This is a genomic window from Mycobacterium sp. TY814 (genome assembly GCF_030755175.1).
In the GTDB taxonomy this organism is placed as follows: domain Bacteria; phylum Actinomycetota; class Actinomycetes; order Mycobacteriales; family Mycobacteriaceae; genus Mycobacterium.
In genome coordinates, this window is record NZ_JAUFRY010000002.1 from 279,642 (window position 1) to 295,013 (window position 15,372).

The following is a 15,372-nucleotide window of genomic DNA, read 5'->3' on the forward strand; positions in this document are numbered from 1 at the left end:
GGATTGGGTCAGGACATCGTCAGGCCACCGCTGACGGAGAGCGTCTGGCCGGTGACGTACTCCGCCGCATCTGACGCGAAGTACGCGACGGCGGCGGCGATGTCGGAGGGCTGGGCCAAGCGCTTCATCGGTACGGAGCGGGTCATGCCGCCGATCACCTTGTCGGCATCCTGACCTGAGCTGTCGGCGAACTTGCGCAGCGCGGGTGTGTCGGTCGGACCCGGGCAGACGGTGTTGGCAGTGACGCCCTTGGTGGCCACCTCCCTGGCCAGTGTCTTCGTGAATGCGATGATGCCGCCTTTGGCTCCGGAGTACACCGCCTCCAGCGATGACCCGACGCGGCCGGCGTCCGAACCGATGTTGATGACCCGGCCGAAGCCCCGCTCGACCATGCCGGGAACAACGGTGTGGATGACGCGCAGCGCACCCTTGAAGTTGATGTCGATGATCTTGTCCCAGAACTCTTCTGAGGTGTTCAGGAAGGGCATGAAGTCGTCCCAGCCGGCGTTGTTGACGACGATCTCGATGTCCCCGAGTTCGGCGGTGACGGTTTTGACTGCGCTGCGAACCGATTCGGTGTTCGTGACGTCGACGTGGACGGCGATGGCTTCACCGCCGGAGTCGGCGATGCGCTTGGCTGTGGCCTCTGCCACCTCGAGGTTCAGGTCGGCGACCGCGACCCGAAAACCGTTGGATGCCAGCGTCTCTGATATGCCCTGGCCGATTCCTTGGGCTCCGCCGGTGACGAACGCGACGCGGTGGTTCATGGGTGTCCTTACCTTTCTTGCAGGGTGTTCGTTGCCGTCGGCCGTAGGCTTCGAATCGCCCAGGGGCAGCGGGTATGGCTTTCATGTGGTCGCCATCGTTGATGGCCGAAGGAGATTGGCCGCCTGTTGTCCCGCGACGACTCGACCGCTAATTGAGAGATGCGATTTGATCGCTGTGTAAGGACGTGACGGCGTGGTCGTCTGCTGGGTTGGTCGGACCGATAGCGAGCAGGGAGGTGGTTGTGGCACAACCGTTGTGGGCTGGGGTTGATGGTGGGAAATCGGACCACTATTGCGTGGTCATCGATGCCGACGGGAAGCGGCTGCTGTCGCGGCGGGTGGCCAATGACGAATCCGCGCTGCTGGATCTGATCGGCGCGGTCCAGACGCTGGCTGATGGTGGTGAGCTGACCTGGGCGATCGATTTGAATGCCGGTGGGGCGGCATTGCTGATCACCTTGCTGATCGCCGCCGAGCAACGGCTGCTCTATATTCCGGGGCGCACCGTGCACCATGCCTCGGGCGGTTACCGCGGGGAAGGGAAAACCGACGCTAAAGACGCCGCCGTGATCGCCGATCAGGCGCGGATGCGCCGCGACCTGCAACCGCTGCGAGCCGGGGACGACATCGCTGTGGACTTGCGGATCCTCACGGCCAGGCGCACCGATTTGGTGGCCGATCGCACCCGGGCGCTCAACCGGTTGCGCGCCCAGCTGCTCGAATATTTCCCTGCCCTCGAGCGTGCCTTCGACTACAGCGCCAGCAAGGCCGCGCTGACCCTGCTCACTGGGTATCAAACACCCGACGGGCTGCGTCGCGCCGGTGCCGCCCGGCTCGCGCTCTGGCTGCGTAAGCGCAAGGCCCGCAACGCCGATGCCATTGCCGCTGCCGCTATGGAGGCGGCTAACGCCCAACGCACCGTCGTACCCGGACAGCAAGTGGCCGCGGCCTTGGTGGCCCGGCTGGCCGAGGAGGTGATGGCCCTCGACACCGAAATCGGCGACACCGAAGCGATGATCGAGGAGCGATTTCGCCGCCACCGCCACGCCGAAATCATCCTGAGTTTGCCCGGCTTCGGCGTCACCCTTGGTGCCGAGTTCCTGGCCGCCACCGGCGGGGACATGAGCGCTTTTGCTAACCCCGACCGCCTGGCCGGCGTCGCGGGGCTGGCCCCAGTCCCGCGCGACTCCGGACGCATCAGCGGCAACCTCAAACGCCCCCGCCGCTACAACCGACGTCTGCTGCGGGCCTGCTACCTGGCTGCCCACATCGCCATCCGCACCGACCCGGCATCGCGGACTTACTACAACCGCAAACGCGCCGAGGGAAAACGCCACACCCAAGCCGTGCTTGCCCTTGCCCGACGACGCCTCAACGTCCTGTGGGCAATGCTGCGCGACCACAAGCCATATCAACCCACCGCACCTAGCGCTGCGGCGGCTTGACAACTTCATTGAGAATCTCCTTGTAGTGGTTGGTTGGGCGCGCTAGCGGCAGGACGGAGCGTGGGGGCCGGGGCTCCAGTCGATCGGACCGGCAACGAGGGAGTGACTGGTCAGAGTGCGCCCGAGCACGTCCTGGGCGGCGCGAGCCGTATCGATCAACGCCGGTAGCGATATCCCGGTGGATACGCCCATCTCCTCGAACATGCTGACCAGATCCTCAGAGGCGATGTTGCCGGTGGAACCGGCTGGTACCGGGCAACCGCCGAGTTCGCCGAAGCTGGATTCAAAGCTGGTGCACCCGGCCTGCAGTGCAGCGTAGGCGTTGGCCAGTCCCTGTCCGCGGGTGTTGTGGAAGTGGGCGGTGACCTCAACGCCGGGAAGTCTTTCGATTGCGGCGGAGAAGAATTCACCGACATAGGCGGGGTTGGCCATTCCGGTGGTGTCGCCGAATCCCACTTCGATGGCGCCTGCCGCCGCGAATTCCTCGGCGATGTCGAGCACCCGGTTCATCGGCACCTTTCCTTCGAACGGGCAACCGTAGGACGTGGCGATGACGGCGGCGCAGCGCAGATCCTCGGCGACAATGCGTTTGGCAATGATCGCATTGTCGGCCATCGACTCGGCGATAGTGCGATTCACGTTCTTCTTGTTGTGCGTCTCTGACGCGCTGACGAAGATCGCTACCTCGGAGAAGGTCTGGCGCACCTTGAGTGCGTTGTCCAGCCCTTTGCTGTTCGGTACCAGCACCATGAGCGAGACATGGTCGGGCACCGTGATGCTGCGCAGCACCTCGACGCCGTCTGATAACTGCGGGATGACATCGGGACGTACGAAACTGGCCACCTCTATGCGCCGGAGACCGGTCTGGGCGAGCCGGTTGATGAGCTCGATCTTGTCGCGGGTGGCGATGATGTCCGGTTCGTTCTGAAATCCGTCGCGGGGTCCGACTTCTCGGATGTCGACGTGCCCGGGCAGTCTGGTCACAATGTGCTCCCTTCACGGTCCAACCGGTCGCGGAATCTGGGTTGGGCGATCTCGATGAGTCGGCGTGCGCGTTCTTTGAGGCTGCAGCCACGCAGATGCGCGACACCGTATTCGGTGACGACGGTGTCGACGTCAGAGCGCGTGGTGGTGACCACCCCGCCGTCGAGCATGGCTTTGATCGTGGACTGGCCACCGGATGTGGCCCGCAACGCGATGATCGACCGTTTGCCGGTGAGCGAGGCGGCGCGGGTGAAGTCGACCTGTCCGCCAACGGCGCCGATGTACACGCCGCGGCTGATCTCGGCGCCGACCTGTCCGGTCAGGTCGACCTCCACAGCGAAATTCACCGATACCAGCGATTGCAGCTGCGACAGCACTCGCGGGCTGTGCGTGTAGCTGGTCGGCAGGAACCGGGCAGGCAATTCGGCGACCCGGTTGTACAGCTCGGCAGAACCCAGCGCGGTGCCGGCCACAATCAGTCCCGGGTCGATCTCTTTGCGCCTTCCGGTGGCCACCCCCTTGTCCACCAGCCGGAGCAGCCCGTCGGTGACCATGCCCGTGTGGAATCCCAAGTCCGCGTGGCCGCTGAGCGCGTCAAGCACGGCGTCACCCAGCGAGCCGACCCCGAATTGGACGGTGTCGCCGTCCTCGACGAGTCCGGCGACGTGGGCGGCGATTCGCTGCTCGGTCGCCCCCGGTGGGCGTTTGGGATCTTCGGCCAGCGGCCGGTCGGTGGTGATGGTCGCTGCAAAACGGTCGAGCGGGATTCGAGGCGTCCCAACGGATTCGGGCATTCTGCGGTTGATCTCGGCGATCAGCACCGGTGTGTGCTGGATCGCATCCGCGACGTAGTCGACACCGATCCCCAACGAGCACGTTCCGTGCTGGTCAGGAGCGGACACTTGCAGAAGGCCTACATCACAGGGGAGCCTGCGTTCGGCAAACATCCGGGGCAGCGCGGAATAGTGGCACGGCACCACGTCGAGGCGTCCGGACCGGCTCAGTTCGCGAAGCTCGCCGAGCCCGCCGTAGGACACCATGGACATCCGGCCGGGGATGGTGACCGCGAGTTGGTCGTTCCAGCTGACTCCGGTGAAGGTGCGGATCGGGCCGATCCGGGGATTCTGCAATATCAGGGCGTCGACAAGCGGCCGCGGCTCCGCGGCGGCCTGACCCCACCAGACACCGTCACCTCGGGACAGAAACCTGGTGAAATCGATCACGTCGAAACCCGTTGCAGCAACGTGGCGGTGCCGAGACCCCCGCCGCAGCACATCGTCACCAGACCGAGGTCGCCATCGCGGCGTTCGAGTTCGGAGACGAGTGTGGCCGTCAACCGGGCGCCGGTGGCGCCCACCGCGTGACCCAGCGCGATCGCGCCGCCGTTGACATTCACTCGATCGATGTCGGGGCGCAGCTCGCGCTGCCAGGCCAGCACCACGGACGAGAACGCCTCGTTGACCTCGAACAGATCGATGTCGGAGACGGTTATATTGTTGCGCTGCAGAATCTTCCGCGTGGCAGGGATGGGTCCGGTGAGCATGATGACGGGGTCGACGCCTACGGTGGTCTGGTCGACTATGCGGGCCCGCACCCGCAACCCGAGCCGGCGTGCGGCGTCACCGGAGCACAGCAGTACGGCGGCGGCGCCGTCGCTGATGGGCGACGACGACCCCGCCGTGATCCGTCCGTTCTCCTTGCGGAACACCGGTTTGAGATTGGCCAGCGTCTCGACCGTGGTCTCGGGGCGCACGCACTGGTCGGCGTTGCGGACCTGGCCGTCAAGTGTCATCGGCACCATCTCGGCGTGGAAACGGTTGTCGGCGATGGCCTTGGCGGCGTTTGCGTGCGACCGCGCGGCGAAGGCGTCCATCTCCGGGCGGCCCAGCTCCCAGCGGTCGGCGATCAACTCGGCGCTCTCGCCCTGGTGCACGAAGCTGTAGCGGTCGCGCAACTCGGCGGGCCACGGGTCTCCGTACAGTTCCGAGATTTTGGCGGGAGAGTCGATCGGGACGTGGCCCATGTGCTCGACGCCGCCGGCGATCACCACCTCATGAGTGCCCGAGGCCACCAGGGCCGCGCCCATCGCCAGCGCGGTCTGCGCCGAGCCGCACCGCCGATCGAGAGTCGTGGCCGGTACCTCCGCCGGATAGCCGGCTTGCAGCCACGCGTTGCGGGCGATGTTGCGGGATTGTTCACCGAACGGAGCGGTACAGCCGATCACGAGGTCCTCGACGAGTGCGGGGTCGATTCCCGTGCGACTGATCAGCTCGGTGTAGCAAGAGGCGAGCATGGCGTTGGGGTGAATGTCGCGGTACCACCCGCGATCGGGATGTGACTTGCCGGTCGGGGTGCGCACCGCCTCGGCGACATACACTTCGCGGCCCGTCGAGGCGAACGGCCCCGTGACATGGTGGCCCATCAGATCACCGTTCCGCCGTCGACCGGCAACACCTGGCCGGTGATGTAGGACGCGGCATCTGAAGCAAGGAAGACGAAGGCTGGCGCAATCTCCTCCGGAAACGCCCAGCGCCCCAGCGGGATTCGGGCCAGCGTCTTGGCGGCCAGCTTTTCGTTGCTGCGGATGTTCTCGGTCATCGCGGTGGCGGCCAGTGGCGCGACAGCGTTGACGGTGACCGATTGACGGGCCAACTCGCGGGCCAGTGACTTGGTCAGCCCGATGATGCCGGCTTTGGCGGCGCCGTAGTTGACTTGACCGATGGTGCCGGTCAGGCCGGCGGCGGAGGTGACATTGATGATGCGGCCGGTGCCATCGGTCGGCAGGTGGTGCAGTGCGGCTTGGCTGCACACGAAGCTGCCCACCAGGTGGATGTCGACGATACGGCGGAAATTGTCCTCCGACATATCCCCGAACATGGCCGGTGAGATGGCGCCGGCATTGTTGACGAGCACGTGCAGTGCACCGTCGCCGAGTTCCGCCGCGGTGGCGGCGGCTTCGGTCGCAGCGGCGGAGTCGCGCACGTCGAGTACGAACGGGCGCGCGACGCCTCCTGCCGCGGTGATCGATTCCGCGCTGGCCACGGCGGCATCCTTATCGACATCGGTCACCAGCACCTTGGCCCCGGCGAGGGCGAATGCGCGGGCGACCGCTTCGCCGACGCCGCTGCCAGCACCCGTCACCAGCGCCGATCGGCCGTCGAGCCTGAACACATCCCGCGGTGCGGTCATCAGTAGCTCCTCGGCAGGCCCAACACATGCTCGCCCAGGTAGTTGAGGACCATCTCCTGGCTGAGCGGGGCGATGCGGGTCAAGCGGGCTTCACGGAAATAGCGCGCGACGTGGTACTCCTCGGAATAGCCCATTCCGCCGTGTGTCTGCACCGCGCGGTCGGCTGCGTCGAATGCGGCGTCAGCGCACAGGTACTTGGCCGAATTGGCCTCACGGGCACAGGGTTTGCCGTTGTCGTAGAGCCAGGTGGCCTTGCGCAGCATCAGCTCCGCTGCGTCCAGGCGGGCCAGCGAATCGGCAAGCGGGAATTGCAGCCCTTGATTCATTCCGATCGGCCGTCCGAACACTTCACGCTCGTTGCCGTATCGGACCGCCGCGCGCAACGCGGCGCGCCCAATGCCGAGCGCCTCGGCCGCCACCAGACAACGTTCGGGGTTCAGGCCGTCCAGGATGTACCGGAAACCCTGTCCCTCTTCACCCACGCGGTCCTCGACCGGGATCTCGAGGCCGTCGATGAACAGTTCGTTGGATGAGATGGCGTTGCGGCCCATCTTGGGGATCGGGCGAATATCGATCTTGTTGCGGTCCAGGTCGGTCAGGAACAGGGTGAGGCCATCGGTCTTGCGCGCGGCGTCTTCGAACTTCGTGGTGCGGGTCAGCAGCAGGACCTTCTCGGATTCAAGCGCTTTGGAGATCCAGACTTTGCGGCCGTTGACGACGTAGTGATCTCCCGCGCGACGGGCGAAGGTGGTGATCCTCGTCGTGTCCAGTCCCGCGCCGGGCTCGGTGACACCGAAGCACACGTGCAGATCGCCATTGACGATGCGAGGCAGCGTGCGCGCCTTGAGCTCCTCGGAGCCGTGCAGGATGACCGGGTGCATGCCGAATATCGATAGGTGCATCGAGCTCGCCGCGTTCATCCCGCCGCCTGCGGCGGCGACCTCCTCCAGCAGGAGGCACGCCTCGGTGATACCGAAACCGTGGCCGCCATATTCCTCCGGCGTGGTGATGCCAAGCCAACCGCCCGCGGCGAAGGCGTCGTAGAACTCTGTCGGGAACTCGTGCTGCTGGTCCTTGTGGAGCCAGTAGTGGTCGTCGAACTTGCCCGCCAGTTCAGCAACCGCGGCGCGAATCGTCTGCTGATCCTCAGTCAATTCGAAGTCCATGCCGATCTCCGCTCCACGACGCTGATTAATCTACGTACATGCAAATCATACTAATGGACAGACCAAAAGAAAAGACCGGCTCTGCCTGACCTTCGGTCGGTCAGCCCGCGGCGGGAAGCAGTGGGAGCGAGTCTGCGATGCGCTCGTTCCACGACGCCGGGGCGCCGAAGAGAACACGGTCGAGTTTGGCGCGCTTGTAGAACAGCTGCAGGTCGTGTTCCCAGGTGTAACCCACCGCGCCATGCAAAGTCAGTGCGCTGTCGGCGATTTCGGCCGCGCCGCGGGTTACCTGGGCTTTGGCTATGGCAGCATGCGTCGCATGTTCGGGCAAGTTCTCTTCCGCCGACTGTGCGGCATAGCAGACGATGGACATCGACGATTCCACGGTGACCAGCATCTGCGCGGCGGCGTGTTTCACCGCTTGGAATGAACCGATCGGTTGGCCGAACTGGTGGCGCTGTTTGCTGTACTCGACGGCCAGTTGCAACATCCGTTCGGCGGCGCCCAGCGCGTCCGCGGCCACGAGAACCGCTGCCCTCGACGCGATTTCGCCGAGGGCAACGGCGGCGTCGACATCGAGCCGGCGTCCGGTCGCGTTCTGGAGAACGACATCGGCGACGTCGCGCGAACGATCCAACAGCGCGCGGGGTAGTACCTCGACTCCCTCCTCGGCGGCATCCACCAGCCATAGCGACGCGGCCCCCTCGTCGACAACGGGGACCACCAGATGCTGCGACCGGGTGGCTCCCAGGACGCACGGTATCCGCCCCCGGAGACGGCCGGCACTACTGTGCACCGACGTGACGGCCGTCGGGATGCGGTCCGACCGCACCGCCAACACAGTCACCTCACCGGATTCCGCCGCCGCTCGCGCCAGCCCGGGCTCGCCGGCCAGTGCGGGGACGACGATCGCCGACTGCAGCCAACCCGCCGCCGGCGCCGCCGCGCGTCCGAGTTCACGCGAGGTGAGCGCCAATTCCAGTAGGCCACCGCCCTGGCCCCCGGTCTCCTCGTCGAAACCGACACCGGCCCAGCCGTCTTGGACGAAGAGGTGTTCGAAGGCGGCGGGGTTGTTGGTGTCCAACCAGCCCCGGACTTTCGGTGGGCCGGCACGTTCGCTCAACCAGTCTCGCAGCGAAGCAGTGAACATGTCCTGTTCGTCGGAAAGCTCGAGGTGCATCGGTGTCTCTCCTTGCTTCGCGGCCTTATCTGCGCGTTTATCTGCGCGGCAATGATTCGTGTCGGGGTTCTGGTCAAGCTGAGTTTGCGGCGAACTCGGGGCTGGCGGTTGGTTCGGGTGCACGGCCGAGTTCCTTGAGCATGAACCACGTCGTCACAGTGATGTATGCGCCCCAGATGACCACCGGCAGATAGAAAGCGAGCAATCCGTGGTAGGCAAACGGTCCGCTCTTCAGGAATGCTGGGCCGGCTGCGAAGAACAGGGTCGCCGCACCGGCAAACGTCAGCCAGGTGAACCAGCGTGGGATCATCGGTTCGGGCCGGTGGTCCATCAACTCCACGACCCCGGTCGCCAGCATCTCGATGGCCAGGTATATCCAACCGAGTAGGAAAGCGAACCACGCCCAGTCGGAAAACGCCTGGACCACGTCGGGCCCGGTCTCCTTTCGGTAAGCGGAGACGATCCATGCGCACGCGTTCAGGAAGACGATCAACGAAATGAAGACCCCGCACACTGCGGTGGTCAGTGACCACACCGGCCACCGGCCCTCGATTTTTGCCAGCATGACGCCGAACATGATCGAGCCGGGTGTGAGGATTCCCGCCGCGATGTAGAAGAGGCTGCAACCGACGATCGTTCCCCAGTGATGCGTCTCGCTGAACCACACCTTGGTGGCTTCCAGGCCGAGGTCTGCCCGCGCCGGCTGGTAGAAGTGCGCGATGCCCAGCCAGCCAACTGCCGTCAGTAGAACGAATATCCAGTTGCACCAGAGCCCGAACTTTTGCGACCCGAGCCGTCCGGAGTCCTGCATACTCACGCTCCCTGCTGAAATGGACTGACGAGCTACGGTCTAATCATACGAATGGACTGACCAAAAACAATGCCTCGGACGAGACGACCTTCGAAGCACGTCGGAGATGCCTCCAAGTGGGGAGCAATATGCGCTCTTCGGGGGAAGCCCGCCCGGTTCAGATCGGCAAGGATTGCGATACCTCGGACGGCTGGGGTGCCTGCCCACCAGGGTCCGGGCGTCGAGCAGGCCCGGCGCAGCCGCCCAATACAGAAAGTGCACATGGCCTCGTGAAGACAGTGACAGCAGCGGATGCGCTGATGAGCACGTCTGATCACAGCCTCCGACAGCGGAGCGACAAGGTGCGCTCAGGATGAATGTTGTTCAGCGCCAACCTAATGTCGTTGTCCTGGGGGGCGGTTCCTGGGGCAGCACCATCGCATCCATCTGCGCGCGACGCGGGCCCACGTTGCAATGGGTGCGCTCGCAGACGACGGCCAAGGACATCAACGACAACCACCGCAACAGCCACTACCTGGGCAACGATGTCGCGCTGAGCGAGACGCTGCGCGCCACGACCGATTTCACCGAGGCCGCCAACTGTGCGGACGTGGTCGTCATGGCCGTTCCGTCGCATGGTTTTCGCCAGGTGCTGACGGAGCTAGCGACGGAGTTGCGCCCCTGGGTGCCGGTGGTGTCGCTGGTCAAAGGCCTCGAGCAGGGCACCAACCTGCGGATGAGTCAGATCGTCAATGAGGTGCTGCCCGGGCATCCGGCCGGCATCCTCGCCGGGCCGAACATCGCCATCGAGGTGGCCCAGGGATACGCGGCCGCGGCGGTGCTGGCCATGCCCGACCGGCATATGGCTGCCACCCTTGCACAGCTGTTCCGCACCAGGAGATTTCGGACATACACCACCGATGATGTGATAGGCGTCGAAATGGCCGGGGCCCTGAAGAACGTCTACGCCATTGCCGTCGGTATGGGCTATTCGATCGGTATCGGGGAGAACACCCGTGCCATGGTCATGTCCCGCGCGGTCCGTGAGATGACCAAGCTCGGCGAAGCGCTCGGCGGGCACCGGGACACTTTCGCCGGCCTGGCTGGTATCGGCGATCTCATCGTCACATGTACCAGCGAGCGCAGCCGTAACCGTTATGTCGGTGAGCAACTCGGCTCGGGTAAGTCGATCGACGAGATCATCGCCTCGATGAATCAGGTCGCCGAAGGCGTCAGGGCGGTCAGCGTCATCATGGATTTCGCCAGTGACTGCGGCATTGCGCTACCGATCGCCCGCGAGGTCGACGCCGTCATCAATCACGGCTCCACCCCCGATATGGCGTACCGGGGCCTCGCGGCCGAGAAACCCGGCCATGAGATTGACGGAGCAGGCTTCTAAAGCGAACGCACTCTGCCTGCCGGTTTTTCGGCGCAGGTTAAGGGGGGCGCCCCCGCCATTCGACGCGGACATGCCAGGGATGCCCCGAACAGGTAGCGAAAGTTGACTCATTCGGGGGAAGCCGCCAACCGCCGTAACTGCAGATGATGGTGATGCCCTAGAAGCATTGCGTTCGTTCAGCGCGCGGTGCGTGATACAACCCGCCTAAGGAGTAGGCCCGATGGCAATACAATCCCCACCTACCGTTCGCGCGCCAATGCGAGACTCGGCAGCCCGGACTGACTACACCTCATGGAAGGTCATGGCGTGGATGGGCTTCGGTTTCATCACCGCATTCTTCTGCCTATGGGGGCTGTTGGCCCGCAACATCTCGCCCTTCCCTGCTTGGGCCGAGCCGCAGGCGGTGTGGGACCACTACAAGAACCTCAGGGTGCCCATCATGATCGGGATGAGCGTCTGCCTGACGATGACGGCGCTGTACATGGTGTGGAGCGTAGCCGTCTCCCGGGTGATGGAACGCATCGAGGGCCCCGGGGGTGTGTGGTCCAAGCTCGAGATGATGGGCGGCACAATCACCTGCGCCCCGATCATGACGGCATGCGCCATCTGGCTCACCGCCGCACACGAGATCGACAACCTCAGTCCCGCAATGGCGCACACCTTCTACTGGTTCGGCTGGCTTCTGATCGATCTGGCCTACTTCGTCACCTCGTGGCAAATCGCCGGTGCCAGCATCGTTTTCATGCGTGACAAGCGGGAGAAGAAGCTGGTCCCCAACTTCGTCAGCTGGTGGGGCTGGATCACGATCCTGTCGTTCTTCGTCGTCAGCGCCATCCCATTCGTCAACACTGGACCGTTAGCCTTCAACGGCGTGATCAGTTTCTGGATCGCGTTCTTCACCTGGTTCTTCTGGATCCCGGGGCTGTCCTACTACATCCTCAAGGCGATCCCGCGGCTGCAGGCCGAGGACGAGGCAGCGGAACGGCTGAATGCCTAGCTGCCGAGCATGAGTGTTTTCACCGCAGAGCAGGTGAAACCCAGACGCCTTCCCGGTATGGAAGGCGTTTGGGTTTTCATCGGAGCCGACTCGGTCATCTTCGGGATCCTGTTCCTGACATTCATGCAGGATCGGCTGAAGGATCCGGCTCTCTTCGAGGCCTCCCGCCACACGCTCAACGTGAATCTGGGTGGCATCGACACGCTGATCCTTTTGACCAGCTCGTGGTCAGTCGCCTTGGCGATGCAAGCCCTCAGGCGAGATCTCATCGAACGCGTGCCCCGCTATCTGCTCGGGGGCGTGCTTACCGGCTTGATGTTCGTCGTGTCGAAATCGACTGAATACGTTCAGAAATTCGCTCACGGCATCACGCCGGGCACGGACCCCTTCTACATGTGGTACTTCACTCTGACCGGGATCCACCTCGCACACGTGCTGCTCGGCACCAGCCTGCTCACCTTCCTGTGGGTCAAATCTCGGCGCGGGGCCTTCAGCAGCGCGCACCGGGCCATTCCGGAATCGGTGGCTTCGTTCTGGCACTTGGTCGACCTGTTGTGGATCGTGCTGTTCCCGTTGCTTTACCTGATGAAGGCGGCCTGATGTCGGTATTGCAGGAGCGGATCACCCGAGTGTGGCTGGCCTTGATCGCGTTGACCTGCCTGACGACCTGGGGGCTGTCGAAGAATCTGTTCAGCCCGGCGGTGACGGTTGTGGGGACCTTCCTGATCGCCGCCGTGAAGGTCAGGTACGTGATCCTGGACTTCATGGAACTGCGTCAAGCGCCGTTGCCGGTACGTGCCTTTTTCGAGGCATGGCCCGCGGTGGTCACGGCTGTGATCCTGGGCTGCTGGTTCGCCGCTGGGTGAACACGTGGTCAGGATGCGGAGGATGCCTTAACCGATCCGTTGTCCATTTTGTCCACCGCACGCTCCCACGCGATGTGTCGATGCTGCAGGCCAGGCTCATTGCGGCCGAACCGCAGCCGTTGCCGGGCACCGGATTCCAGATTCGCCTGCAGACCCTCGACCAGGCGGTAGTCCTCGTCGCGAACGGTAGCGTGCGCGTACTCGAACACAGCTTGTGCGCCGGCGGCGACCGATTCGTCGGACATGTCCAGCGGTGTGGAGTTCTGGTGAACGGTGGTCGACCGGCCCGGCAGGTCGCCCGGGTAGACGCGGAACAGTTCGCCGTTGGCGATCGTCACCGAAATCACGATGTTGGGGAACAGCGCGTAGATGACCACCAGGTTGTTCAGCGGAATCCACTGGTCCTCAGGAGTGCCGTCCAGATCATGGATTGTGTTGAGCGGGAAGATCAATCGGTGGTGCGGCCCGAACGCGTCGAACACGGTGCAGTTACTGCGGGCGATGGTCGCGAAGGTCTTCTCGTGCACCGTGGCGAAGTGATAGTTCTCGGCGAAGGTGTCGATCGCGAGCTTCCAGTTGATGGGGGAGTCGAGCACCTTCTCACCCAGTGGCGACCACCGGCCGACGCCCCACGAATCAAGCTCCTCGGCCAGCGGACCCAGGTGCGCCGCCACGTCCAGATGTGACCCGGGAGTCATTGCCACCCAGAGGAATCCGGCGAATTCGGTGGCGGGCAGCTCGGTCAGCCCGTCGGCCTTCACCGGCACATCGGGAAAGCCTTCGCGCCCCGGGACGGCGACCAGGCGGCCAGTGTTGTCGTATGTCCAGGCGTGGTAAGGGCACGTGAAGCGCTTTGCCACGCCACAGCCCGATGCCACCTGTGCCTGTCGGTGCAGACAGACATTGTCGAAAGCCCGGACCGAACCGTCGGTGCTTCTGGTCAGCAGGATGGATCGGCCCATCACCGTCTTCGTGCAGTACGCGCCCGGGCGGCCGAGTTCGGAGGCGTAGCCGACCAACTGGGGGCTGGCCATCACCATGGCGCGGTCGCGCTCGTGCCGCTCTGCCGAGGTGTATTCGCGCGCGTCGATCAGATGCTCGGCGGGCGCCAGGTCAGTTGTCTTGTCGCGCGCCAGCTTCAGGGCGCGGCGGGTGAGGTCGATGAGCTGGTCATGTTGCATCCCGATACCCCCGGGTTTAGCGATTGCCTGTGGCTAACTTTACTAACTTTATAGTGACAACAAAATGCGGCCGTACCTACCCCGTCGGGTCGGAGCTTGCCTGGCGGCGTTGCGACAAAGTGACACACCTGTGACTTGTGAGGTCCCTGAGCCTGTTGAGGTTGTTGCGTACCCTGTGCGATGTGCCGGTATCGCGACGTGACGTGCTGAAGCTCGCCGCCGCGACGCCGGGCCTGCTCGGGCTCGGGGTCGCAGCGGCATCGGTGTGCGCTGCACCGGCGTCGGCCTCGCTGGGCACATTGCTGGACTATGCGGCAGGTGTCATCCCAGCCAGTCAGATCAGGGCAGCGGGTGCGGTCGGGGCTATCCGATACGTGTCGGATCGCCGGCCCGGTGGCAACTGGATGCTCGGAAAGCCGATTCAGCTCGCTGAAGCCCAGGACCTGCACGGCAGCGGTCTCAAAATCGTCTCGTGTTACCAATTCGGCAAGGGCAGCTCCTCCGACTGGCTGGGTGGGGCGGCGGCCGGCATCCAGCACGCCAAGCGGGGCGCAGAGCTGCACGCCGCGGCCGGGGGTCCCGCCGCGGCCCCGATCTACGCGTCGATCGACGACAACCCGTCGTTGGAGCAGTACAAGAACCAGATCGTGCCGTATCTGCGCTCCTGGGAATCGGTCATCGGGCACCAGCGCACGGGCGTATACGCGAACTCCAAGACCATCGACTGGGCCGTGCAGGACGGATTGGGCAGCTACTTCTGGCAGCACAACTGGGGCTCGCCCCAGGGCTACACCCACCCCGCGGCGCATCTGCATCAGGTGGAGATCGACAAACGGTCGGTAGGCGGCGTCGGCGTCGACGTCAACGAGATTCTCAAGCCGCAGTTCGGCCAGTGGGCGTGAGTCGGCCGGTTTCTAAGACTTCGACAAACATTCCAGCAAACACTCGTTCGCTCAGTGCACACCGTCGCCTACACCGATGAATCGGGTCGGCCGCGACCCGCGACATCGACGGCTGCCGACACAGCTGAAATTTTTGACATAACGATTTGGTAACAATGCTGCTTTGAACAGCGCCGTTATAGCTACTCGACCGTAACCACCTGCATGCAGGACGTTTGTTCGGGACGCTCGTGCCGCCCGTTTGGGCCGGTGTTACCCGCGACACGGTTACCCGCGCGTAGAACTCGTCAGTAACCTTCCGACGTCAAGAAAACGTACAGGCCCTTATGACACTCTTATGGGGTCCGATGCAGGTCGATGCCGCCTCTTCACGGAGGGTCCAGGCGCCGACAAAGCACCGGTCAGACGACTATCGGCTGCGATTCGGTGTGGAATCGCCCGGATTGTGACGGGGCCTTTTGGCAGGGGCCGGCCCGAACGAACGACACGTGGCACACGCAGACGCG

The 15,372-nt window shown here is 64.3% G+C and carries 15 protein-coding genes; 6 read left to right on the plus strand and 9 right to left on the minus strand.

Going from position 1 to position 15,372, the window contains the following annotated elements:
• Positions 1 to 8: 8 nt before the first annotated feature.
• Positions 9 to 767 carry an SDR family NAD(P)-dependent oxidoreductase gene (locus QXH22_RS15170; RefSeq protein ID WP_306276171.1) on the minus strand — a complete coding sequence of 253 codons (759 nt, stop codon included), beginning with the start codon at positions 765 to 767 and terminating at the stop codon, positions 9 to 11.
• Positions 768 to 1,003: 236 nt separating this feature from the next.
• Here QXH22_RS15170 and QXH22_RS15175 point away from each other — a divergent pair, with 236 nt between their 5' ends.
• Positions 1,004 to 2,212, plus strand: coding sequence for an IS110 family transposase (locus QXH22_RS15175; RefSeq protein ID WP_371934179.1), 1,209 nt, complete (start codon positions 1,004 to 1,006; stop codon positions 2,210 to 2,212).
• 42 nt (positions 2,213 to 2,254) lie between these two features.
• Here the strand turns inward: QXH22_RS15175 and QXH22_RS15180 are convergent, their stop codons facing one another.
• The 7 genes from QXH22_RS15180 to QXH22_RS15210 form a co-directional block, all read right to left on the minus strand.
• Positions 2,255 to 3,196, minus strand: a complete 942-nt coding sequence (locus QXH22_RS15180) for a hydroxymethylglutaryl-CoA lyase (RefSeq protein ID WP_306276172.1) — start codon at positions 3,194 to 3,196, stop codon at positions 2,255 to 2,257.
• A complete protein-coding gene (locus tag QXH22_RS15185) occupies positions 3,193 to 4,419 on the minus strand; it encodes an acetyl-CoA hydrolase/transferase family protein (RefSeq protein WP_306276173.1) in 1,227 nt (408 codons plus the stop codon). Before QXH22_RS15185 ends, QXH22_RS15180 begins: the two co-directional genes overlap by 4 nt.
• On the minus strand, positions 4,416 to 5,618 hold the full coding sequence (locus QXH22_RS15190) for a thiolase family protein (RefSeq protein ID WP_306276174.1): 1,203 nt from the start codon (positions 5,616 to 5,618) through the stop codon (positions 4,416 to 4,418). The genes QXH22_RS15185 and QXH22_RS15190 overlap by 4 nt, the downstream gene beginning before the upstream one ends.
• A complete protein-coding gene (locus QXH22_RS15195) occupies positions 5,618 to 6,385 on the minus strand; it encodes an SDR family NAD(P)-dependent oxidoreductase (RefSeq protein WP_306276175.1) in 768 nt (255 codons plus the stop codon). The genes QXH22_RS15190 and QXH22_RS15195 overlap by 1 nt, the downstream gene beginning before the upstream one ends.
• The gene (locus QXH22_RS15200; protein ID WP_306276176.1) at positions 6,385 to 7,551 is read right to left on the minus strand and encodes an acyl-CoA dehydrogenase family protein; all 1,167 of its coding nucleotides are present in this window, start codon (positions 7,549 to 7,551) and stop codon (positions 6,385 to 6,387) included. The genes QXH22_RS15195 and QXH22_RS15200 overlap by 1 nt, the downstream gene beginning before the upstream one ends.
• A gap of 100 nt (positions 7,552 to 7,651) precedes the next feature.
• Entirely contained in the window at positions 7,652 to 8,731 is a 1,080-nt protein-coding gene (locus QXH22_RS15205) for an acyl-CoA dehydrogenase family protein (RefSeq protein ID WP_306276177.1), read from the minus strand.
• A gap of 73 nt (positions 8,732 to 8,804) precedes the next feature.
• A complete protein-coding gene (locus QXH22_RS15210; protein ID WP_306276889.1) occupies positions 8,805 to 9,542 on the minus strand; it encodes a hypothetical protein in 738 nt (245 codons plus the stop codon).
• 352 nt (positions 9,543 to 9,894) lie between these two features.
• Here QXH22_RS15210 and QXH22_RS15215 point away from each other — a divergent pair, with 352 nt between their 5' ends.
• The 4 genes from QXH22_RS15215 to QXH22_RS15230 all read left to right on the plus strand — a co-directional run bounded on the left by QXH22_RS15215 (position 9,895) and on the right by QXH22_RS15230 (position 12,783).
• On the plus strand, positions 9,895 to 10,920 hold the full coding sequence (locus QXH22_RS15215; RefSeq protein ID WP_306244801.1) for an NAD(P)H-dependent glycerol-3-phosphate dehydrogenase: 1,026 nt from the start codon (positions 9,895 to 9,897) through the stop codon (positions 10,918 to 10,920).
• A 256-nt stretch (positions 10,921 to 11,176) separates the two neighbouring features.
• On the plus strand, positions 11,177 to 11,917 hold the full coding sequence (locus tag QXH22_RS15220; RefSeq protein WP_306244799.1) for a hypothetical protein: 741 nt from the start codon (positions 11,177 to 11,179) through the stop codon (positions 11,915 to 11,917).
• 9 nt (positions 11,918 to 11,926) lie between these two features.
• Positions 11,927 to 12,517, plus strand: coding sequence for a cytochrome c oxidase subunit 3 (locus tag QXH22_RS15225; protein ID WP_306244798.1), 591 nt, complete (start codon positions 11,927 to 11,929; stop codon positions 12,515 to 12,517).
• Positions 12,517 to 12,783, plus strand: coding sequence for a cytochrome C oxidase subunit IV family protein (locus QXH22_RS15230; protein WP_306276178.1), 267 nt, complete (start codon positions 12,517 to 12,519; stop codon positions 12,781 to 12,783). Before QXH22_RS15225 ends, QXH22_RS15230 begins: the two co-directional genes overlap by 1 nt.
• An 8-nt stretch (positions 12,784 to 12,791) precedes the next feature.
• Here QXH22_RS15230 and QXH22_RS15235 read toward each other — a convergent pair whose 3' ends face one another.
• A complete protein-coding gene (locus QXH22_RS15235; RefSeq protein ID WP_306244794.1) occupies positions 12,792 to 13,964 on the minus strand; it encodes an aromatic ring-hydroxylating dioxygenase subunit alpha in 1,173 nt (390 codons plus the stop codon).
• A 182-nt stretch (positions 13,965 to 14,146) separates the two neighbouring features.
• Here QXH22_RS15235 and QXH22_RS15240 point away from each other — a divergent pair, with 182 nt between their 5' ends.
• Positions 14,147 to 14,866, plus strand: a complete 720-nt coding sequence (locus tag QXH22_RS15240) for a DUF1906 domain-containing protein (RefSeq protein WP_306276179.1) — start codon at positions 14,147 to 14,149, stop codon at positions 14,864 to 14,866.
• The last annotated feature ends 506 nt before the right edge of the window (positions 14,867 to 15,372 follow it).

Coding starts and splice junctions, on each gene's coding strand:
- QXH22_RS15190 (WP_306276174.1), bottom strand. CDS start 5,618: ATGGGCCACCATGTCACGGGGCCGTTCGCCTCGACGGGCCGCGAAGTG.
- QXH22_RS15215 (WP_306244801.1), top strand. CDS start 9,895: ATGAATGTTGTTCAGCGCCAACCTAATGTCGTTGTCCTGGGGGGCGGT.
- QXH22_RS15225 (WP_306244798.1), top strand. CDS start 11,927: ATGAGTGTTTTCACCGCAGAGCAGGTGAAACCCAGACGCCTTCCCGGT.
- QXH22_RS15230 (WP_306276178.1), top strand. CDS start 12,517: ATGTCGGTATTGCAGGAGCGGATCACCCGAGTGTGGCTGGCCTTGATC.
- QXH22_RS15210 (WP_306276889.1), bottom strand. CDS start 9,542: ATGCAGGACTCCGGACGGCTCGGGTCGCAAAAGTTCGGGCTCTGGTGC.
- QXH22_RS15220 (WP_306244799.1), top strand. CDS start 11,177: ATGCGAGACTCGGCAGCCCGGACTGACTACACCTCATGGAAGGTCATG.
- QXH22_RS15195 (WP_306276175.1), bottom strand. CDS start 6,385: ATGACCGCACCGCGGGATGTGTTCAGGCTCGACGGCCGATCGGCGCTG.
- QXH22_RS15235 (WP_306244794.1), bottom strand. CDS start 13,964: ATGCAACATGACCAGCTCATCGACCTCACCCGCCGCGCCCTGAAGCTG.
- QXH22_RS15200 (WP_306276176.1), bottom strand. CDS start 7,551: ATGGACTTCGAATTGACTGAGGATCAGCAGACGATTCGCGCCGCGGTT.
- QXH22_RS15170 (WP_306276171.1), bottom strand. CDS start 767: ATGAACCACCGCGTCGCGTTCGTCACCGGCGGAGCCCAAGGAATCGGC.
- QXH22_RS15205 (WP_306276177.1), bottom strand. CDS start 8,731: ATGCACCTCGAGCTTTCCGACGAACAGGACATGTTCACTGCTTCGCTG.